Genomic DNA, 21,100 nt, shown 5'->3' on the forward strand with positions numbered 1-21,100 from the left:
GCCGATCATGATCAGCTGGCGGATGCCAACTGGTGCTCTGTGACGATGCAATCACGGCCTTGCGCTTTCGCCTGATACAGGCAGGCATCGGCCCGCGCCAGCGTAGTGGACAGAGCCTCATCCGGTCGATAGCCGGCCACGCCCACCGACAGCGTCGGTCCAAAGCCCGGCGTCAAATCATCGAACAGGCTGTGACGGAACTGCTGCTGCAGCCGTTCTGCCAAGCGCGCCGCGCCAGCCAGATCTGCTTGGGTCACCACGAGTACGAACTCTTCGCCACCGAGCCGACCAATGTAGTCCGCTTCGCGCAAGCATTGCCGCGCCAACTGGCCGAAGCGGCGCAGCACCGCATCACCGACACCATGCCCATAGCGATCATTGATCCGCTTGAAGTGATCCAAATCGACAAAGCAGAGCGCAAAGCGGTAACTGCCGGCTTCCGCCAGCGCTTGCTGCTGGCTGAGCACATCCATGATATGGCGGCGGTTGTAGAGACCGGTCAGCTCATCGCGGATCGCCATGTCGCGCACCTGTAGCAGGGCATCGCCAAGATCACGGTTCTTCTGCGTCAGCGAACGGCGCAGGTCGCTGACGCCGAGGCCCGTCACCACGAAGCTGACAGCCGTGGCGGCAAACAGCAGCCACTGCAGGATTTCCAGCGTTAGGTCGAGGGTGTAGCCCTGGCGCAGCCACAGCGCGAACACCACCAGCAGATAGCCGCCCACCGCCACGGACGCCAGCGTGGTCAGCCCGCCGAGATGATGACGGAACGAGGCCAGCATCATCACCGCGAAGAACGGCAGCATCAGGCTGAGTCGGAACCCACTCATGGCATAGGCGCTGCACAGTAACGCCAGCAGGATCCACAGGTACCAGGCAAACGCCACCCAGCGCACCGGCCGCTGTAGCCGGCGGTAGACCATGAATAGCGCCAGCAGTAGCGCTTGGCCGCCCCAGAACACAACGACGCCCTGCAGCAGATGGCGGCCGGACAACTGCAAATAACCGGCCTGGAAGAACAGCAGGCAAAACAGGGTATGCAAGGCGCCGATCGCCAGCGCGGTGATCGCCAGCCGCATGGCCAGCACGCCGCGGTCGCTGGCACGCTGCGCCTGCAGCAAGCTGGGGTCCATCAGGCGGTCGCCGATCACAGCGCCTCCTCCAGCGCCGGAGCGGCACGTTCCACCCGGTTGCGGCCGGCTTGCTTGGCCCGGTAGAGCGCGGCATCGGCGCGCTGCAACAAACCATCCAGGCTGTCGCCGGGTTGGAAGCAGGCCATACCGAGCGACACCGTCACCGGCACGCCATCGGCTGCCACTTGCTGCGCCAAACCACTGCGCAGCCGCTCCAACCGCGCCCACACTTCGTGTTCCGGGTGCTCGACGAACACCAGCAGGAATTCCTCACCGCCGAAGCGAGCCATGAAATCACGTTCATCCAGCAGCGCACTGCCGAGCGCCGCGAATTCGCGCAGCACCCGGTCACCTTCTTGGTGGCCACTGCGGTCGTTGATGTGTTTGAAATGATCGAGATCGGCATAGGCTACCGTTAGCGACAGGCCACCGCGGTCCGCCAACTCCCGCAGCTTGGCCAACCGCTCGGTGGCATAACGGCGATTGAACAGGCCGGTGAGTTCATCCTGCACCGCCAGCGCGCGAGTCCAGCGCACCACGTCGGCCAATTCTTGGTTGCGGTCCGCCAGCCGTTGGCTGAGCAGGCCAATTTCGCCGGCCATGAACACGATGGCGGCGGTCATTAGTGCAAAGCCGAACCACTGAATCAGTTCCACCGCCAGTTCTACCCGCTCCGGGTGCCACTGCCAGGCCAGTAAGATGCCAGCCAGATAGCCGGCCACGCAGGCCACACTGAGGCGCGCATACTGGCGCCGGGTGCTACGGAACAGACCAAGCTGAAGGATGGCGAAGAACAACATCATCACTGGTAGCCGCACTTGGTCGATCTGATACACCGACACCACCAGCACCAAGGTGGACCACCACAGCAACGGTTGAGTGAGGTAAGGATCGCGGCAGCGGCGGTTAACCCCGCTCAGCACCAGTGCCAGAAACAGCCCATGGCCGATCCAAGCGAGCGTGAAGAACGGTTCGAACGCGTCGTAGTCACGGAAAAAGCTCAGCTGCAACGCCACCCAGCAGGCCAGCGTATGCACGCCGCCGCCAACCAGCGTGGCAAATGCCACATAGCGCACCACCCGGCCCTGCCGGATACCGCCAGATTGCGACAAATGCTGTTCCAGCGCCCCCACGACCCGATTCTCCACACCTTGCCCTGACTACCGATTCCACGCCGGCCAGCTTACTGAGCGAATAGGTACAAATCATTAGCCATTAATGATTTATTTCACTATTTCACATTGGTTTTGCAGGCACTATTTATCATTAATGGCGCGAACTCTATCACGCTCGGAAGCCGGGCACGCAGACGCTTCAGCCGCCGAACCTGGCGACTCGTCAGTCTTCCACTACCGGGCAAAGGAAATTGGGATCGCAGCAATGGTTCAGCGGCGGCACACCATCGCCACCGCCTCGCGCCAGCCGGCGTGACGAGCACGGCGGTCGTCTTCGTCCAGGCACGGCTCGAATGCAGACTGGCGCTGCCATTGCTGGGCGATGGCCTCCAGCGACTCGAACACGCCTGCCTGCAGGCCGGCCAGATAGGCGGCGCCAAGCGCTGTGGTTTCGGTAATCTGTGGGCGGTCCACCCGCACGCCGAGGATGTTGGCAAGGCTTTGCGCCAGCCAGTTGTTGACCACCATGCCGCCATCCACCCGCAGCGCGGTGGGACGGGTGCTGCCATCGGCCACCATCGCTTCCAGCAGATCCAGGCTCTGATAACACACCGCTTCCAGCCCGGCGGTGACCACTTCGGCAATGCCGGTGTCGCGGGTCAGGCCCAGCAGCGCACCGCGGGCGTGGGGATCCCACCAGGGCGCACCGAGGCCGGTAAACGCTGGCACCATGTACACCCCTTTGGCACTGCCGACGCTGCGCGCTAAGGCTTCGGTTTCGCTGGCATCGGAAATCAGCCGCAGACCATCACGCAGCCACTGGATGGCGGCACCGGCCACGAAGATCGACCCCTCCAGCGCATAGGTCACCTCACCATTGAGGCGGTAGCCGACCGTAGTCAGCAACCGATGGCGCGATGGGATCGCCTCACGGCCGGTGTTCACCACCATAAAGCAGCCGGTACCATAGGTGCTTTTCACCATCCCCGGCGAGAAACAGGCTTGGCCGATCAGCGCCGCCTGCTGATCGCCGGCGATGCCGGTCACCGGCACTGCTGCGCCGAGCAGCGTTGGCAGCGTGCGGCCGTAATCCGCAGCACAGTCGCGCACGTCCGGCAGCAAGGCCGCCGGGATATCGAACAGCGCCAGCAACTCCGGATCCCAACGCTGTTCGTGGATGTTGAACAGCAGCGTGCGCGAAGCGTTGGTGGCGTCAGTGGCATGCACCGCTCCGCCAGTGAGATTCCACAGCAGCCAGCTGTCGATGGTGCCGAACGCCAGTTCGCCGCGCTCAGCGCGGGCGCGGGCACCGGGAATGTCGTCCAGCAACCAGGCCAGTTTGCTGGCCGAGAAATAGGGATCGAGCAGCAGCCCGGTACGGGCCTGCACCATGGCTTCGTGACCGCCCTGCTTCAGCTGCGCGCAGCGGTCAGCGGTGCGGCGGTCCTGCCAAACGATGGCGCGTGCCAACGGCTGACCGCTGGCGCGCTCCCACAGCACCGTGGTTTCGCGCTGATTGGTGATGCCGATGCCGGCCAATGCGGTCGCCGCCACGCCACTGCGCTCCAGCACCTGCTGGCACAACGCCAGGCAGTCTTGCCAAATCTGCACCGCATCGTGCTCGACCCAGCCGTCGGCGGGAAAGTACTGGGGAAATTCCTTCTGCGCTTGGCTGACCACAGTGCCGTCGGTGCGGAACAGCAGGACACGGGAGCTGGTGGTGCCCTGGTCAATCGCCAGCAGGTAGCCGGACATGGGAATCTCCTTCGAATGGTCGGGTGCTGCGACGCCAATCGGCGGCAGCGTCAGTGCAGGCCGGGTGCGCATGGTAACGCAAAGCATCGCCCTGCAAAGAGCTGTACGGACGTTCTGTTTGCGACCTTGCGGTCAGCGCCCGCCCGCAGCACCCAGCGCATGGTGGCCGCGACGCTGCTCACGGGGCCACAGCACCCGGAATAGTGCGCCACCCTGCGGGCTGTCATCGATCTCAATGCGGCCGCTATGCCATTCGACAATGCGCTGCACAATCGACAGCCCAAGGCCGTAACCGCCACTGGCACGGTGGCGGCTCTTGTCGAGCCGCGCGAACGGCTTGAACACCCGCTCGCGCTCGGCGGCAGGAATACCGGGGCCGTCATCCGCCACTTCCATGATCGCCCAGCCGTCCGCCACCTCGAACCGCAGCACGATCTCACTGCGCGCATAGCGCAGAGCGTTGGTGACCAGATTTTGCAGGATGCGGTGTAGGTAGCGTTCTTCGCCCTCGGCGTGGGACGCCTCTCCGAGCCGCTCCCAATCGCTGGCATCCACCAGTACCAGCGCGCCACTGATCGGCGCAATTTCGCGGCAGATTTGGCCGAACAGCGCGCGCAGGTCCACGGCTTTGAAGTCCAGCGTCGGCGAGCCCTCTTCCAGGCGGGCAAAAGTCAGGATTTCGTCGATCAGCTGGTCGAGTTGCTCGATGTCCTGGTCCAGCTCATCGAGCTTCACCCGGCGCTCATCGGCATCGTCGCAATCGGCCAGCATTTCCAGCCCGAAACGTAAACGCGCCACCGGGGTACGCAGCTCGTGGGACACCGCGCGGGTCATTTCCCGCTGTGCGTCAATCAAGCGGCGAATGTGTTCTTTCATGCCGTTGAAAGTGCTGCCCAGCTGGCCAATAGCATCCGGCCCCACCCGTGCCTGCACCTCCATATTGCCGCCGCCCAGCTGGCGTACCACATGATCGAGTTCGCGCAGCCGGTTCTGCAGCGGCCGCACCAAGGCATAGGTGGCGCCGCCCATGGCAAACAACCCGAGCAGGCCGACGATCACCAACATCGGCACCGGGGTCCAGTCGAACAAGGCCAACGGCCCAAGCACCAACACATCAGTCGGTCCCAGCGGCGCGTAAACCATGACGCCAGAATGGCGTCCGGAGCGGTTCTCGCGTAGCGCGATCACTACCTCCTGCCGCTCCAGCCGCTCCAGCTGTTCCAGATCCAACTGCACCCGCTCGCGCGGCACCCGCGACAGGCCATAACCGAAGTGGGGCTGCAGGCTGGCGATCACATCGTCCCAACGCTCCGCGGGCACACGCGCCAACTCCTCCAGCACCAGCAAGGCGGTGGCGCGGGCATGCTGCTCGGACACCCGCGTCATATGTGCCGACACGTAACGCGACTCGCCGGGCAGTTGATAAAGAATGTCGGCGCCCGCGTCCGGCGCGCGCTCATCAATGCGCATCACCACCAAGCCCTGCTCCAAGTGCAGGCGCTCGCGGTAGCTCAGCGACAATTCTGATTCAGACAGGATTTTCAGTTCGACGCCGAACAGGCGGCTCAGCAACGCACGCCGCGCTTCCAGTTCTTCTTCGCTGTTTTGACGCTGGAATCCCTGCGCCAGTAGATGGAAGGTGCCATGGGCCATGGCTTCGCGGTAAATCTCGGAGCGGTACTGATTGACCAGCTGCACCATGGCGTAGGCGATCAGGCTGACCACCAAGACGGCCAGCATCATGCCGGCATAGATGCGCAGAAAGATGCTGTTCACAGGGCGGGTCCACAGCAGGCCACTCCGGCATGGCGCCGGAGTGTGGTGAGGGTGCGGTGCGGGCTCAGACCGGCCCGACCTCCTTGACGAACAGGTAACCCTTGGAGCGCACCGTCTTGATGCGGCGCGGGTTGTCCGGGTCATCACCAACCTTGGGACGAATACGGGAAATGCGCACGTCGATGGAACGATCCTGACCGTCGTACTGAATGCCGCGCAATTTCTCGAAGATGGTCTCGCGCGACAGCACAGTGCCGGCGTTGGATGCCAGCAGCCACAGCAGATCGTACTCGGCGCTGGTGAGGTCCACCGAACGGCCTTCCAGCACCACTTCCCGGGCGGAGTTGTCGATCACCAGGTTGCCAAACTCCAACCGCATCTGCGGCTGATCACGCTCCTGCTCAGTTTCCACCCGACGCAGCAGCGCGCGGATACGCGCCAGCAGCACCCGCGGCTTGACCGGCTTGGCGACGTAGTCATCGGCGCCCATCTCCAAACCCAGCACCTGGTCCATGTCATCAGTGCGGGCGGTGAGCATCAGAATCGGGTTACGAAATTGCGGCCGCACTTCACGACAGACACTGAGTCCGTCCGCGCCCGGCAGCATTAAATCCAGCACCACCAGATCCGGTTGCTCGGCGCGGATACGGCGGATGGCCTCCTCGCCATCGTTCACCACACCCACATTCATGCCGTTGCTTTCCAGATATTCGCGGGTCAGCGTCGCCAACCGCTCATCATCTTCCACGATCAGGATCCGTGGGGGATTATCCTGCACAAGACTCATTCCGTGCCGTTCCTTCTCAGTCTTATGTTCCGCCAGCGCACGCTCCCCGTGAGCGAGGCCCGCTTGCTTTAACAAGTGGGCTGCGGCCGGTGCGGAATTTACACGATTTATACGCATCCTATACAGCAGCGGCAACTGCCGCCCCGGAATCAGCACTCGCTCACCCCCGAGACAGCCGCATCAGCAGCTGCCGCCGGCGGAGACAGTAACACAACATATAGTGTTTACCTGTCCAGCCACGTCACACTGTGGCTTAGCCACCGGCAACCCACACATTGCCCACAGGGTTATCCACAGCTTTGTAAAACCGGCCCTGCGGCGATTGACTTTTCCCAACCCACCAAACACCACAGCTCGTGTCTGACGGACATCAAAAACACAACATATAGTGGCAAAGAAATACATCGTCAGGAGTGGAAACCCGCTCCGCGCGGTAGTAGTCTTGGCCCACCGCCTCGTCGGACAGGGTTTCGCCGGCGTGCATTGAGGCGACCGGAGCGTCGGCAAGCAGTCCGGCGCGACACTATATATTGTGGTATGGTGCCGCCCCCCGCGCGGTAGGCCACCATGCAGTCCCAGCAGCATCGCTGGTTTTCCGGCCCGCGCAGACAACGAAATCATCGCCAGACGGCCCTGTCGCGCGACCCACGCCGGTCCCGACACGCGGTCCGCCGCGCCTACATATATTAAGGAGAGTGACCGATCATGCAGACGGATCCCCAGACCCAGGCCTCCACTTCCCCGACCCCCATGGATCCGGCTCAGGACGGCACCCTCAGCACCACCGCACCGGGCCAGATCCGCGTGATCAAGCGCAACGGTAAAGTGGTCGCCTACACCGACGACAAGATTACCGTGGCCATCACCAAGGCGTTCCTAGCGGTAGAAGGCGGCACCGCTGCCGCGTCCTCGCGCATCCACGAAGTGGTCGCCGAGCTGACCAGCCAGGTCACCGACACCTTCAAGCGGCGCCTACCGTCCGGCGGCACCATCCATATTGAAGAAATTCAGGACCAGGTAGAGCTGTCGCTGATGCGCCACGGCGAGCACAAGGTTGCCCGCAGTTACGTGCTGTACCGCGAAGAGCAGGCGCGCAAGCGCGCGCAAGACAATCCGGCCGCCGACAACCAAAGCGGTATCACCGTGACCATGGAAGACGGCTCGCGCCAAGCGCTCGACATGGGCCGCTTGGAAGCGCTGATCCGCGCTGCCTGTGCCGACCTCGACGACGTGCAGCCGGAGCGCATCATCAATGAGACGGTGAAGAACCTGTACGACGGCGTCACCATCGGCGACGTCAACACCTCTATGGTGATGACCGCCCGCACCCTGATTGAACAAGAACCGAACTACACCTACGTTACCGCCCGCCTGCTGATGGACAGCCTGCGCGCCGAAGCGCTGCAGTTCCTTGGTGTGGCGGACCGCGCCGACCAAGCGGAGATGGCATCGCTCTACAGCGACACCCTGAAAGCCTACGTTGCGCGCGGCATTGAGCTGGAGCTGCTGGACCCGAAACTGGCCGAGTTCGACCTCGACCGTCTCGGCCAAGCGCTCAAGGGCGACCGCGATGGCCTGTTCACCTACCTCGGCCTGCAGACCCTGTACGACCGTTACTTCCTGCACAGCAACGAGGTGCGCTTCGAACTGCCGCAGTGCTTCTTCATGCGCGTGGCCATGGGTCTGTCCATCAATGAGGACGACCGCGAAGCACGCGCGATCGAGTTCTACGAACTGATCTCCAGCTTCGACTACATGTGCTCCACGCCGACGCTGTTCAACGCCGGCACCCTGCGTCCGCAGCTGTCCAGCTGCTACCTGACCACGGTGCCCGACGACCTGTCCGGCATTTACCATGCCATCCACGACAACGCCATGCTGTCCAAATTTGCCGGCGGCCTCGGTAACGACTGGACCCCGGTGCGCGCGCTGGGCTCCTACATCAAGGGCACCAACGGCAAGAGCCAGGGCGTGGTGCCGTTCCTGAAAGTGGTCAACGACACGGCGGTGGCGGTGAACCAAGGCGGCAAACGCAAGGGCGCAGTCTGTGCCTACTTGGAAACCTGGCACCTGGACATCGAAGAGTTCGTTGAGCTGCGCAAGAACACCGGTGATGACCGTCGCCGCACCCACGACATGAACACCGCCAACTGGATCCCGGACCTGTTCATGAAGCGGGTGTTGGAAGAACAGGAGTGGACGCTGTTCTCCCCCAACGATGTGCCGGAACTGCACGACCTGTACGGCACCGCGTTCGAGCAGAAGTACCTGGAATACGAAGCCAAGACCCGCAGCGGCGAACTGAAGCTGTTCAAGCGCATGCCGGCGCTGACGCTGTGGCGCAAGATGCTGTCGATGCTGTTTGAAACCGGCCACCCGTGGGTGACCTTCAAAGACCCGTGCAACCTGCGCAGCCCGCAGCAGCACGCCGGTGTGGTGCACTCTTCCAACCTGTGCACCGAGATCACCCTGAACACCAACGCCGAAGAAATCGCGGTGTGCAACCTCGGCTCAATCAACTTGCCGCAGCACATCGGTGACAACGGCCTCGATCTGGTGAAGCTGGAAAACACCGTACGCACTGCAGTGCGCATGCTCGACAACGTGATCGACATCAACTACTACAGCGTGCCGCAAGCCGAACGCTCCAACTTCCGCCACCGCCCGGTGGGCATGGGCGTGATGGGCTTCCAGGACGCACTGTACAAACAGCAGATCGCCTACGCCTCCGCGGCGGCGGTGGATTTCGCTGACCAGTCCATGGAAGCGATCAGCTACTACGCTATCCAAGCCTCCAGCAACCTGGCGGTAGAACGCGGCAGCTACTCCAGCTTCGACGGCTCGCTGTGGAGCCGCGGCATCCTGCCGATCGACTCCATTGCCCTGCTCGGCGAGCAGCGCGGCGAGGAATACCTGAAGATGGACCGCAGCCAGCGCTTGGATTGGGACAGCCTGCGCGAGCAGGTGAAAACCCAGGGCATGCGCAACTCCAACGTGATGGCCATTGCCCCGACCGCCACCATCGCCAACATCACTGGCGTGTCGCAGTCGATCGAACCGACTTACCAGAACCTGTACGTGAAATCGAACCTGTCCGGCGAATTCACTGTGGTGAACCCGTACCTGGTGAACGACCTCAAAGCCCGCGGCCTGTGGGACAACGTGATGGTCAACGATCTCAAGTACTACGACGGTTCAGTGCAGCCGATCGACCGGGTGCCGGCGGATCTCAAAGAGATGTACCGCACCGCCTTCGAAGTGGAGCCGCGCTGGCTGGTGGAAGCCGCCAGCCGCCGCCAGAAGTGGATCGACCAGGCGCAGTCGCTGAACCTGTATATCGCTGAAGCCAACGGCCGCAAACTGGACATCACCTACAAGATGGCATGGCTGATGGGCCTGAAAACCACCTACTACCTGCGTGCCCTGAGCGCCACCACGGCGGAGAAATCCACCATCAACGACGGCCGCCTGAACGCAGTGGCTGCGGTGGCCGACAGCGGCGCCAGTTTCGATCAAGCGGCAGACGTACCGCTGGCCTGCTCCATCGACGATCCCGATTGCGAAGCCTGCCAGTAATGTTGCCACCCCGCGGGCCGCTATCAGCGGCACCGCGGCACAGCCGCCCGGCTGCAACCTTGCGCCGGGCCCGACTGACTGCTAAGGAGTATCCCTCATGCTGAGCTGGGACGATTTCAATGCCGAAGAGAAGCCTGTCACGCGCCAGCCGGTTCCGCCCGCGGCACCGCAATCATCAGCTGCTACACCGGCGCCGCAGCCGGCTGCTGCAGCACCGGCTGCGCGAGCAGAAGATGCTGCTGGAGAACCGCGAGATCTGCGAGGAAGCAGCGACGACCCCAACGACCCCCTGTCCCGAGCCCGATCAGCCCTGAAAGACATGGATGTGTCGGAAGGCCTGTCCGAGCTGGAAGGTGCTGCCGGCCGCGTGCAGGTGGACGACAAGGCGATGATCAACTGCCGCGCCGACCTCAACCAGCTGGTGCCGTTCAAATACGACTGGGCCTGGCAGAAATACCTGGATGGCTGCTCCAACCACTGGATGCCCCAGGAAATCAACATGTCCGCCGACGTCGCCCTGTGGAAGAGCGCCGATGGCCTCACCGACGACGAGCGCCGCATCGTCAAGCGCTCACTGGGCTTCTTCTCCACCGCTGATTCGCTGGTGGCGAACAACCTGGTGCTGGCCACCTATCGTCTGATCACCAACCCGGAATGCCGCCAGTACATCCTGCGCCAGGCGTTCGAGGAAGCGATCCATACCCACGCCTACCAGTACTGCATCGAGTCACTGGGCATGGATGAAGGCGAGATCTTCAACATGTACCGCGAACTGCCGTCGGTGGCGCGCAAAGCGGCGTGGGGCATCAAGTACACCCGCGAGCTGTCCGACCCGACCTTCAATACCGGCACCGTGGAAACCGACAAAGCACTGCTGCGTAACCTGATCGCGTTCTACAGCGTGCTGGAAGGCATCTTCTTCTACTGCGGCTTCAGCCAGATCCTGTCCATGGGCCGCCGCAACAAGATGACCGGCGTCGCCGAGCAGTTCCAGTACATCCTGCGTGACGAGTCCATGCACGTGAACTTCGGCGTCGACGTGATCAACCAGATCAAACTCGAAAACCCGCATCTGTGGGACGCCGAAATGCGTGAGACCACCACCCAGATGATCCTCGAAGGCACCCAGCTGGAAATCGAATACGCCCGCGACTCAATGCCGCGCGGTGTGCTGGGCATGAACGCCAACATGATGGAAGAGTATCTGAAGTTCATCGCCAACCGCCGCTTCGCCCAACTGGGCCTGCCGGAGCAGTTCAAAGGTGTCACCAACCCGTTCCCGTGGATGAGTGAAATCATGGACCTGCGTAAAGAGAAGAACTTCTTTGAAACCCGCGTCATCGAGTACCAGACCGGCGGCTCGCTGAGCTGGTAAGGTTCTGTTGACCGTAAAACAAGGCGCCGCGAGGCGCCTTGTTGCTGTTGGCGCCTTCCCGACGGCGCTACCATCACTGCCACTGTCCGCGTGCGGACCCCGCCACCGCGCACGCGGCCCTCTCTGCCTCACAGGAGCGGCCATGTTGAACGACGCTTACCCCTACTACCTCGGCAGCGAACCGCTGTTTGCTAATCAGGATCTTGCGGTCCACGACAAGTTCAGCGGCGAGCTGGCCACCCGGGTAGCGCTCGCCGATGCCAACGCCATCGACCTCGCCATCCGCGCCGCCCAGAAAGCGCAGCCGGCCATGGCCGCGCTGGCTGCCTACGAGCGGCGTGACATCTTGCTCGACTGCGTGCAGCGGTTCGAGCAACGTGCCGAGGAACTGGCCCAGGCGCTGTGCATCGAGGCCGGCAAGCCGATCAAAGACGCGCGCGGTGAAGTGACGCGGCTGATCGACACCTTCCGCGTCGCCGCCGAGGAAGCGGTGCGCATCGACGGCGAGGCGCTGACGCTGGATATCGGGCCGCGCGCACGCGGCTACCGCGGCTATACCCGGCGCGTACCGGTGGGAGTGTGCTCGTTCATCTCACCGTTCAACTTCCCGCTCAACCTAGCCGCCCACAAGGTGGCGCCGGCCATTGCTGCGGGTTGCCCGTTCATTCTCAAGCCCGCTAGCCTGACGCCGGTGGGCGCACTGCTGATCGGTGAAGTGCTGGCCGCCACCGCGCTGCCCAAAGGCGCCTTCTCGATCCTGCCCTGTCACCGCGACGGCGCTGACTTGTTCACCACCGATGAGCGCCTCAAGCTGCTGTCGTTCACCGGCTCCCCCGACGTGGGCTGGGCGCTGAAGGCGCGCGCCGGCAAGAAAAAAGTGGTGCTGGAACTGGGCGGCAATGCCGCCTGTGTGGTGGACGCCGATGCCGACCTCGACGACGCCCTAGAGCGCATTCTGTTCGGTGCTTTTTACCAATCAGGGCAGAGCTGCATCGGTGTGCAGCGCATCTATGTGCACCACACCCTGTACGCCACGTTCCGCGATCGGCTGGTGGAAAAAACCCGTGCCTTGCGCAGCGGTGATCCGCGCGACGAAGACACCTTCATCGGCCCGATGATCACCGAAGACGAGGCCAAGCGACTGGAGTCTTGGATCCGCGCGGCAGAAGCCGAAGGCGCTACGCTACTGTGCGGCGGCACCCGCGATGGCGCCATGCTGGCGCCGACTTTGCTGGAAAACGTGCCTGCCGGCTGTGCCGTGCGCGACGAAGAAGCCTTCGGCCCGGTGGCAGTGCTGGCACCGTTCGAGGATTTCGAGGCGATGCTGGATGAGGTGAACGACAGCCGCTACGGCTTACAAGCCGGCATCTTCACCCGCGACCTCTACCGCGCCCAGCTGGCCTGGGAGCGCCTAGAAGTGGGCGGCGTGGTCATCGGCGATGTGCCGTCTTGGCGGGTGGACAACATGCCCTATGGCGGCGTGAAGGACTCCGGCCTCGGTCGCGAAGGCGTGCGCTGGGCGATCCAAGACATGACCGAAGAACGACTGCTAGTGATCCGCACCCCCGGCGTTTGACACAAAAAAGCCCGCCAAATGGCGGGCTCTTTTTAACGCGCGACTCAGTAATCCGCCGTGCTGTCGAGGAAGGCCGCTCGCGCCTCGCGAAACTCTGCGCGCAGTCGCTCTACCAAAACCTCGGTGGTGGGCACATCGACAATGCTACCCACCCCTTGGCCAGCGCCGAGAATGTCCTTCCACACCTTCACTTCGGTGTTGCCGCCGGAGCCGAAGTTCATCTTCGACGGGTCGGATTCCGGCAGGTTGGCCGGATCCATACCCGCTTCGACGATGGACGCACGCAGGTAGTTGCCGTGCACACCGGTGAACAGGTTGGAATAAACGATGTCTTCCGCCGCCGCGTCCACCAGCATGTTGCGGTAGCGATCGTCGGCGTTGGCCTCTTGAGTAGCGATGAAACGAGTGCCCATGTAGGCAAAGTCGGCGCCCATCGCCAGCGCGCCGGCCACCGCATGGCCATTGGCCAACGACCCGGACAGGATCACGGTGCCGTCGAACCATTCCTTCACTTCGCGCAGCAGCGCAAACGGGCTCTGGGTACCAGCATGGCCGCCAGCGCCGCTGGCCACCAAAATCAAGCCGTCGACGCCGAGGCTAGCAGCTTTGCGCGCATGGCGTTGGTTGATCACATCGTGGAACACCAAACCGCCGTAGGAGTGCGCCGCATCGACCACTTCCTTGGACACCTGCAGGCTGGTGATGATGATCGGCACCTGCTCTTCCACACACACCTGCATGTCTTCCATCAGGCGATTGTTGGAGCCGTGGCAGATCTGGTTGACCGCAAACGGGGCCACCGGCTTGTCCGGGTTGGCAGCGGCGTATTCAGCCAGCTCGGTTTTGATGCGCCGGATCCACTCACGCAGCTGTGATTGCGGGCGGGCGTTGAGCGCGGGAAACGAACCGACAATGCCGGCCTTGCACTGGGCAATCACCAGTTCCGGCCCGGACACGATGAACATCGGCGAGCCGATCACCGGCAGTGACAGCCGGTCCTTGAACAATCCCGGTACAGCCATGGGTCACTCCTCAATTGTCATTCTTCCCGGCCATAAGCGGCCGGTACGCAGCGATGTTAAGCCGCACGAATCTAGCAGATCAGTTGCAAAATGCCTCCGTTTTTCCTGGTGGCAGAGTCACTTTTTGTCAATCCGGGTGCGCGCTTCCACCTCTTTACAATCAGCCTTAAGCGTGGCAGGTACTATGGGGTCCCCGTCTGACCACGTAGGGAGATTGTGATGACTTCAAACCGAGGCCCGCACCATCAGGCCGCCAGCGCCCTGCTCCACACCCCCCATGGCGACTACCGTTACGTCCGCCTGGCCAGTCTGGCCGATCACGGCTGGGGTGATTTGGATGCGCTGCCGTTTTCACTCAAGGTACTGCTGGAAAACCTGCTGCGCTGGGAAGACGGCGTCAGCGTCACCGCCGCTGATTTGGAAGCGCTGGTGCGCTGGCCGGAAACCCGCACTAGCCAACGGGAAATCGCTTTCCGCCCGGCGCGGGTGCTGATGCAAGACTTCACCGGTGTACCGGCCATTGTTGATTTGGCTGCCATGCGCGAGGCGATCGCTGCCGCCGGTGGCGATCCGCAGCGCATTAACCCGCTGACGCCGGTGGATCTGGTGATTGACCACTCAGTGATGGTCGACCACTTCGGCACACCGTTAGCATTCAACGACAACGTGGAAATGGAGTTCGAGCGCAACCGCGAGCGCTACCAATTTCTGCGCTGGGGACAGCACGCGTTCAATAATTTCCGGGTGGTACCACCGGGCACCGGCATCTGCCACCAGGTCAACCTGGAGTACCTTGCGCGCGGCGTCTGGACCAATGACGACGGCGAAGGCGCGCCCTGGGCTTACCCCGACACCTTGGTCGGCACCGACTCCCACACCACCATGATCAACGGCCTCGGCGTGCTCGGCTGGGGCGTCGGTGGTATCGAAGCGGAAGCGGCCATGCTTGGCCAGCCAGTATCGATGCTGATCCCAGAAGTGATCGGCGTGCACCTGACCGGCAAACTGCGCGAAGGACTGACCGCCACCGACTTGGTGCTGACGCTCACCGAGCTGCTGCGCAAACGCGGCGTGGTGGGTAAGTTCGTGGAATTCTTCGGCGACGGTCTTGATGACTTGTCACTGGCCGACCGCGCCACCATGGCCAACATGGCACCTGAATACGGCGCCACCTGCGGCTTCTTCCCGATCGACCACCGTACCCTCGAGTACCTGCGCCTGAGCGGCCGTGACGACGCCACAGTCAGCCTGGTGGAGCACTACTGCCGCGAGCAGGGACTGTGGCGTGAAAGCGGCATGACCACGCCCACCTTTACCGATGTCCTGACGCTGGATCTTGACCAAGTCGAACCAAGCCTGGCCGGGCCCAAACGGCCCCAGGACCGGGTGCCACTGCACCAAGTACCGGCGGCATTCCGCGCGCTATCGGCAGCGCCGGATGCGCCGCAACAAGAAGCACGCCAGGACAATGAAAGCGGCCTGCCCGCCAGCCGGGAACGGGACGGCGTCGACCATGACGCCCCGGAACGCGAAGAAGCCGCCGAGCACCGGTTGCAGGATGGTGATGTGGTGATCGCCGCCATCACTTCCTGCACCAACACTTCCAACCCCAGCGTGATGCTGGCCGCCGGGCTAGTGGCACGTAATGCGGTGGCGCGCGGGCTGCAGCGCAAGCCCTGGGTGAAAACCTCACTGGCACCGGGCTCCAAGGTGGTATCCGATTACCTGGCGGCCGCCGGCTTACAGCAGCCGCTGGATGAGCTCGGCTTTAACCTGGTCGGTTACGGCTGCACCACCTGCATTGGCAACTCCGGACCACTACCGGATGTGATCGAGGCCGCCATTGCCGCCGACAACCTGCTGGTGTCCTCGGTGCTGTCCGGTAACCGTAACTTCGAAGGCCGGGTGCACCAGAGCGTGAAAGCCAACTGGCTGGCGTCACCACCGCTGGTGGTGGCCTACGCCTTGGCCGGCACCGTGAAGATCGACTTTGAGCGCCAGCCGCTCGGCTACGATGGCGACGGCCAGCCGGTGTTCCTGCGCGATCTGTGGCCCAGCAGCGCGGATATCCAGCAGGCTCTGGCAGTGGTCAGCGGCAGCATGTTTGCGCGCCAGTACGCCTCGGTGTTTGACGGTGATGAACAATGGCAAGCGCTGCCCAGCGGCGATGACGACACCTATCGCTGGCAGCCGGAATCCACCTACATTCGCCGGCCCTCGTTCTTTGACGGCCTCGGTGTGGCAGTGCCGGACATCACTCCGGTGATCGGCGCCCGGGTGCTGGCATTGCTCGGCGACTCGATCACTACCGACCACATCTCACCGGCCGGCACCATTAAGGCTGACAGCCCCGCCGGCCATTACCTGCAGGGCCATGGCGTGGAACCGCTGGCGTTCAACTCCTACGGTTCTCGGCGCGGCAACCATGAAGTGATGATGCGCGGCACCTTCGCCAACGTACGGCTGCGCAACGAAATGGTACCCGGCGTTGAGGGCGGTATGACGCGCCACATTCCGGGCGACGAAATCTTACCGATCTATGGCGCCGCCATGCGCTACCAGCAGGAGCAGCGCCCCAGCGTGGTGATTGCCGGCAAGGAATACGGCACCGGCTCCAGCCGCGACTGGGCCGCCAAGGGCACCTTCCTACTCGGGGTGCGGGCCGTGATTGCGGAAAGTTTCGAGCGCATCCACCGCAGCAACCTGATCGGCATGGGCGTGCTGCCACTGGAGTTCACCGGCGGTGATACCCGCCACAGCCTGGGTCTCACCGGGACCGAACTGGTGGATCTGCCGGAGCTGAACAACCAACTGCAACCGGGCCAGACCGTCACTGCGGTATTTCGCCAAGGGGCGATCGAGAAAACCGTGCAGCTGCGCTGCCGTATCGATACCGCCACCGAAGCCGAGTACTACCGCCACGGCGGCATCCTGCACTATGTGCTGCGGCAGATGATGGCATCCTGACCACTCCCGGTCCGGTTGGCGCCGGGCCGGGCTTTGCTATCATGGCGGCTTCCTGTTGCGGAGGCCGCCATGCGTTGTTCCCCCCTATTCCTGCTTGTCGGGCTGGCGCTGTCTGCCGCCGCCCACGCCGATACCCCTACCCCCGAAGACGCGGCCCGCAGCGAGCAGGCACGCCTGAGCGCCGAGCTGGACCGCGCGCAGCAGCAACTCAGCGCCCAGCAACAGCGGCTAGCGGAGCAGGAACGTCAATTGGACGCCTTGAACGCAGCGCTGGAGCAGGCCCAGCGCCGCGCCGCGGTCAGCGCACCCAGTACAGACTGAGCGCCGGCACGTAGGTGATCACCAGCAGTGCCAAGATCAGCACGAACATGAACGGGATGGTGGAGCGGTACAGCTCGGTGATCGGCTGTTTAAAGCGGTAGCTGGCAACGAACAGGTTCATGCCCACCGGCGGAGTGAAGTAACCGATCTGCATGTTGGCCACGAAAATGATGCCCAGATGCACCGGATCAATACCGTAGCCCACCGCCACCGGCAGCAGCAGCGGCACCATGATCACCAGCGCAGCAAAGATATCCAGCACCGCTCCCAGCACCAACAGCACGATGTTCAGCAGGATCAGGAACGTCAGCGGGCTGCTGACATGCTCCTGCATGAAGTCGAACAGCGCGCTCGGCACGTTGGCGTACACCAACGCCCCAGTGAACGACATCGCCACCGCCAGAATCAGCAGGATGCCGCCGACCATGACCATCGATTCACGCATGATCGACGGCAAGCGGCGCAGCGGGATCTCGCGGTACACCAGCACTTCCACGATCAGCACATAAAGCGCGGTCACCGCCGCCGCCTCGCTGATCACCAGCAGACCGCTGAATACCCCGCCCAACACCACCAGCGGCAACGGCAGTTCCCAACGCGCCTGCCACAGTGCCGCCCCCAGCTCCCGCCAGCTGAACGCCTGGCGCGGGATGGTCTCGCCACGCAGCGCCCACAGGCAATAGCCGTACAGCAGCACGATCATCAGCAGCGCCGGCATTACGCCGGCAATGTACAGGTCAACGATTTCCACCGACGGCATGTCCAGCTGCTGCGACATCTGCTGGGCAATGATGCCGTAAATCAGCAACGGCACTGACGGTGCCAACAGCAACCCGAGACTGCCAGAGGTAGTAATCAGACCGGTGCCGAACCGCCCTGGGTAACCGGCTTTCAGCAGCGCCGGCAGCAACAACCCGCCGAGCGCCACGATGGTGACCCCGCTGCCGCCGGTGAGTGCGGTGAACAGCGCACAAGCGCTCAACGCCACCAGTGCCAGCCCACCCGGCATCCAGCCGAACGCGGCCTGCGACACCCGCAACATGCGGTCAGCAGTACGTGATTCCGACAGCAGGAATCCGGCAAAGGTGAACAGCGGCAATGCCATTAGCACTACCGAATCGGACAGCTGGTATACGTCGATGTGCAGCACCGACAGGTCCACGTCCATGCCGTAATAGGCCAGCCCGGCGGCGCCGAGTAGCACCGCAAACAAGGGCGCCCCCAGCAGTGCCATCACGACCAGGATCAAGGCGGCAACGAGAATCACGGCGCCTCCCGCTGCGGCCGTCGGCCGATCAGATTAAGACCCAGCAGCAGCGCATAGCGCAGCGCCATCACCGCAAACCCAAACGGCAAGATGGTCTGCAGCCACCAGCTCGGCACCCCGGCCAAACGGCTGCTGGAGAAGCTGGCCTCATCGATCACCGCTTGCAGGCTGAACCACGCCATGCCGGCGCATACCAGGCAGGTGAACAGGTCGATCAGCGTCGACAGCCCACGCTGCCAAGCGGCCGGCAGGTACTGTGAGGCCAGATCAATACGGATGTGCTCATCGTTGCGGGTCGCGATCATGGCGCCGAGCAAACCGATCCACAGCACCGCGTTCTGCAGCAGCGGATCGACCCACACCAGACTGGTGCCGAAGCCGTTACGCAGCACGATCTGCGTCACCGCCAGCACCATCATGCCCAGCAGCACCAGCACGATCAGCAGGTCTTCCAGCCGCTGGGTGAGCTTCAGCAATGGCCGCATTATTGTCCGGCGCGGTAGCGGTCGAGGATGTCACGGGCGCGCTGGACCATGGCCGGGCTGATCTCACCGCCCTGTTCCAGCAGCTGCACCGCCTGCTCGGAGCGCTGGCGCCACTCCGCCAGTTGCGCCGCCGACGGCGTCACCGACTGCAAGCCCTGTGCCTTGACCGCGTCGAACGCCTGCTGATTGCCCGCCCGTTCGCTGCGATTGAGTTCGGCAAAGCGCTCGGTCAGCACCCGCTGCAGCACGTCTTGGTCCGCGGCCGAGATCTTATCCAGATGGCGCTGGTCGAACGCCAGCACGCCGTAGGTGTACAGCAGCGGCATGTCGGTGAGGTGTTTGACGCGGCTGTACCACTGCAGCGTCAGCGCCGCCACCGGCGGCGCCGCAAATGCATCGATGACACCGGTCTGCAGCGAGGTCAGTACCGCGCCGATGTTGAGCACCACCGGAGCCACATCAAATACTTTCACCGCCATCGCCGAGCTGCTGTCATTGGCGGGCAGCCAGACTTTCTGTTTTTGCAGATCCGCCACGCTGGCCACCGGCTGTGCCGACATCAGGTAGGCGAAGCCGCCGTCCACCGGGCCAAACGTGCGCCAACCGCCGTCGGCGAAACCTTGACGCAACACCGGGTCCAGTTCCGCACGTACCGCGTCCACTTCGTCGTAGGAGCGGAACAGCAGCGGCAGGTTGAGCACCTGGCTGTCTTTGTAGACGCCGGCCAGCGCACCGCCTTGCACCAACATGCCGTGCAACTGGCCGATGCGGATGCGGCGCTGCACTGCCTTGTCATCGCCCATCACGCCACCCGGGTACACCCGCAGCGTTACTCGGCCCTCAGTGGCCTGGCTGATTTCCTCGCTGGCGGCGCGCAGCGTATTCACCGCCGCCGTGCCGTCCGGATACAGGGTGGAGATTTTCAGCTCCAGCGCCTGGGCCAGGGGCGCCAGCCCCAGGCTCAGCACCATCACCAGCGTGCGCACTCGCATTCGAACTCTCCCTCGTGCTGCCCAGTGGCAGCTTAGAAATAAGCGTCTGCTTCATCTAGCAAAACGCGGGCCTGGCGCTGGGCCAGGGTATTCTGGAGCGTCAGACCGTGGGCAGCGGCCGGCGCCGCCAGCACCTCAGCCAGCAACCGGTCATGCAGCGCGCGATCAAATTCCATGCGCGCATAGCGCTCAGCGTAGAGCGTCTTGGCCATCAAGTTGCGGCCGTCAGACAGAGCAATGGCGGCTTCAAAATGCTGCCGAGCCGATTCCGGCTGACCACCCAACGCCGCCGGCAGCAAGCTGTCCAGCACCGCGAGGTAAAGGTGCGCCTGGCCCTGCTCGTAGCCGGGCTCCAGCGCGATCACCCGCTCCAGCAGCAGTCGCACACGTGCCAAATCGGCCACCGCATTCCAATCACTGCGGTGGGCTTGGATATACCCCGCCCAAGTGACGCCCAGGTTATACAGTCCGGCCAGATCACCTTTTTTGACTTTCTGTAGCCGCTGTTCCAGCTCCGGTACGTCCAGCCCGCGCAGCGCGCACAGCTGTTTCTCACCGGCACAAGCGCCGCGTTCGGCATAACCGAGCGCTTTGCTGGTGAGGCGCATGGCACGTTCGGGATCGTCGACGAATTGGCCGGCATAGGCACTGTAGAGAGCGGCGCCGCTGCGCAGCAAGTCGGCACTGTCGGGCCAGTTGACGATCAGGCCGTCCACCATCAGCAGATAGGTGGGGAGGCCGTCGGCCACCAACTCGACGTCATCGTTGTTGAGCACGCCGTAAGGCAGGCTCTCGCCCACCCGGGTCACACCGCAGGCGCTGAACAGCAACACCGCTGCCAACGCCCAGGCCATTTTCCATTGCACCATCAGGACACTCCAGTGAGGCGTCGCAAAGGCCACAAGTTTGTGTGCGGCACTTTATAACAGGGCCCGGAAAGCGACTCAAACGCC

At 63.3% G+C, this 21,100-nt stretch carries 15 protein-coding genes; 5 read left to right on the top strand and 10 right to left on the bottom strand.

Going from position 1 to position 21,100, the window contains the following annotated elements:
• Positions 1–11 precede the first annotated feature (11 nt).
• From AB5I84_RS10060 to AB5I84_RS10080, 5 genes are all read right to left on the bottom strand, one after another.
• The gene (locus AB5I84_RS10060) at positions 12–1,151 is read right to left on the bottom strand and encodes a GGDEF domain-containing protein (RefSeq protein WP_369455724.1); all 1,140 of its coding nucleotides are present in this window, start codon (positions 1,149–1,151) and stop codon (positions 12–14) included.
• Positions 1,148–2,266 carry a GGDEF domain-containing protein gene (locus AB5I84_RS10065; RefSeq protein WP_369455725.1) on the bottom strand — a complete coding sequence of 373 codons (1,119 nt, stop codon included), beginning with the start codon at positions 2,264–2,266 and terminating at the stop codon, positions 1,148–1,150. The genes AB5I84_RS10060 and AB5I84_RS10065 overlap by 4 nt, the downstream gene beginning before the upstream one ends.
• Positions 2,267–2,518: 252 nt before the next feature.
• Positions 2,519–4,003 carry a glycerol kinase GlpK gene (glpK, locus tag AB5I84_RS10070; RefSeq protein WP_369455726.1) on the bottom strand — a complete coding sequence of 495 codons (1,485 nt, stop codon included), beginning with the start codon at positions 4,001–4,003 and terminating at the stop codon, positions 2,519–2,521.
• 132 nt (positions 4,004–4,135) lie between these two features.
• The gene (locus AB5I84_RS10075) at positions 4,136–5,779 is read right to left on the bottom strand and encodes an ATP-binding protein (RefSeq protein WP_369455727.1); all 1,644 of its coding nucleotides are present in this window, start codon (positions 5,777–5,779) and stop codon (positions 4,136–4,138) included.
• A 64-nt stretch (positions 5,780–5,843) separates the two neighbouring features.
• A complete protein-coding gene (locus AB5I84_RS10080) occupies positions 5,844–6,566 on the bottom strand; it encodes a response regulator (RefSeq protein WP_369455728.1) in 723 nt (240 codons plus the stop codon).
• A 705-nt stretch (positions 6,567–7,271) separates the two neighbouring features.
• On the opposite strand from AB5I84_RS10080, the gene AB5I84_RS10085 reads away from it, so the two are divergent.
• The 3 genes from AB5I84_RS10085 to AB5I84_RS10095 all read left to right on the top strand — a co-directional run bounded on the left by AB5I84_RS10085 (position 7,272) and on the right by AB5I84_RS10095 (position 13,093).
• A complete protein-coding gene (locus tag AB5I84_RS10085) occupies positions 7,272–10,142 on the top strand; it encodes a ribonucleoside-diphosphate reductase subunit alpha (protein ID WP_369455729.1) in 2,871 nt (956 codons plus the stop codon).
• Between the two features lie 97 nt (positions 10,143–10,239).
• Positions 10,240–11,517 carry a ribonucleotide-diphosphate reductase subunit beta gene (locus AB5I84_RS10090; protein WP_369455730.1) on the top strand — a complete coding sequence of 426 codons (1,278 nt, stop codon included), beginning with the start codon at positions 10,240–10,242 and terminating at the stop codon, positions 11,515–11,517.
• A 142-nt stretch (positions 11,518–11,659) separates the two neighbouring features.
• Positions 11,660–13,093, top strand: a complete 1,434-nt coding sequence (locus AB5I84_RS10095; protein ID WP_369455731.1) for an aldehyde dehydrogenase family protein — start codon at positions 11,660–11,662, stop codon at positions 13,091–13,093.
• Positions 13,094–13,137: 44 nt separating this feature from the next.
• On the opposite strand, the gene AB5I84_RS10100 is transcribed toward AB5I84_RS10095, so the two are convergent.
• The gene (locus AB5I84_RS10100; protein WP_369455732.1) at positions 13,138–14,115 is read right to left on the bottom strand and encodes an NAD(P)H-dependent flavin oxidoreductase; all 978 of its coding nucleotides are present in this window, start codon (positions 14,113–14,115) and stop codon (positions 13,138–13,140) included.
• Between the two features lie 219 nt (positions 14,116–14,334).
• Here AB5I84_RS10100 and acnA point away from each other — a divergent pair, with 219 nt between their 5' ends.
• Both acnA and AB5I84_RS10110 read left to right on the top strand, forming a co-directional pair.
• Positions 14,335–17,082 carry an aconitate hydratase AcnA gene (acnA, locus tag AB5I84_RS10105; protein WP_369455733.1) on the top strand — a complete coding sequence of 916 codons (2,748 nt, stop codon included), beginning with the start codon at positions 14,335–14,337 and terminating at the stop codon, positions 17,080–17,082.
• A gap of 69 nt (positions 17,083–17,151) precedes the next feature.
• Positions 17,152–17,403 carry a hypothetical protein gene (locus tag AB5I84_RS10110; protein WP_369455734.1) on the top strand — a complete coding sequence of 84 codons (252 nt, stop codon included), beginning with the start codon at positions 17,152–17,154 and terminating at the stop codon, positions 17,401–17,403.
• Here the strand turns inward: AB5I84_RS10110 and AB5I84_RS10115 are convergent.
• From AB5I84_RS10115 to AB5I84_RS10130, 4 genes are read right to left on the bottom strand one after another with little or no spacing between them, the layout of a single operon-like run.
• Positions 17,381–18,637 carry a TRAP transporter large permease gene (locus tag AB5I84_RS10115; protein ID WP_439650209.1) on the bottom strand — a complete coding sequence of 419 codons (1,257 nt, stop codon included), beginning with the start codon at positions 18,635–18,637 and terminating at the stop codon, positions 17,381–17,383. The genes AB5I84_RS10110 and AB5I84_RS10115 overlap by 23 nt on opposite strands.
• Positions 18,638–18,666: 29 nt before the next feature.
• On the bottom strand, positions 18,667–19,155 hold the full coding sequence (locus tag AB5I84_RS10120; RefSeq protein ID WP_369455736.1) for a TRAP transporter small permease: 489 nt from the start codon (positions 19,153–19,155) through the stop codon (positions 18,667–18,669).
• The gene (locus AB5I84_RS10125; protein WP_369455737.1) at positions 19,155–20,147 is read right to left on the bottom strand and encodes a TRAP transporter substrate-binding protein; all 993 of its coding nucleotides are present in this window, start codon (positions 20,145–20,147) and stop codon (positions 19,155–19,157) included. Before AB5I84_RS10125 ends, AB5I84_RS10120 begins: the two co-directional genes overlap by 1 nt.
• A gap of 32 nt (positions 20,148–20,179) precedes the next feature.
• Positions 20,180–21,016 carry a TRAP transporter TatT component family protein gene (locus AB5I84_RS10130; RefSeq protein WP_369455738.1) on the bottom strand — a complete coding sequence of 279 codons (837 nt, stop codon included), beginning with the start codon at positions 21,014–21,016 and terminating at the stop codon, positions 20,180–20,182.
• Positions 21,017–21,100 lie beyond the last annotated feature (84 nt).

The organism is Alcanivorax sp. REN37 (assembly GCF_041102775.1).
In the GTDB taxonomy this organism is placed as follows: domain Bacteria; phylum Pseudomonadota; class Gammaproteobacteria; order Pseudomonadales; family Alcanivoracaceae; genus Isoalcanivorax; species Isoalcanivorax beigongshangi.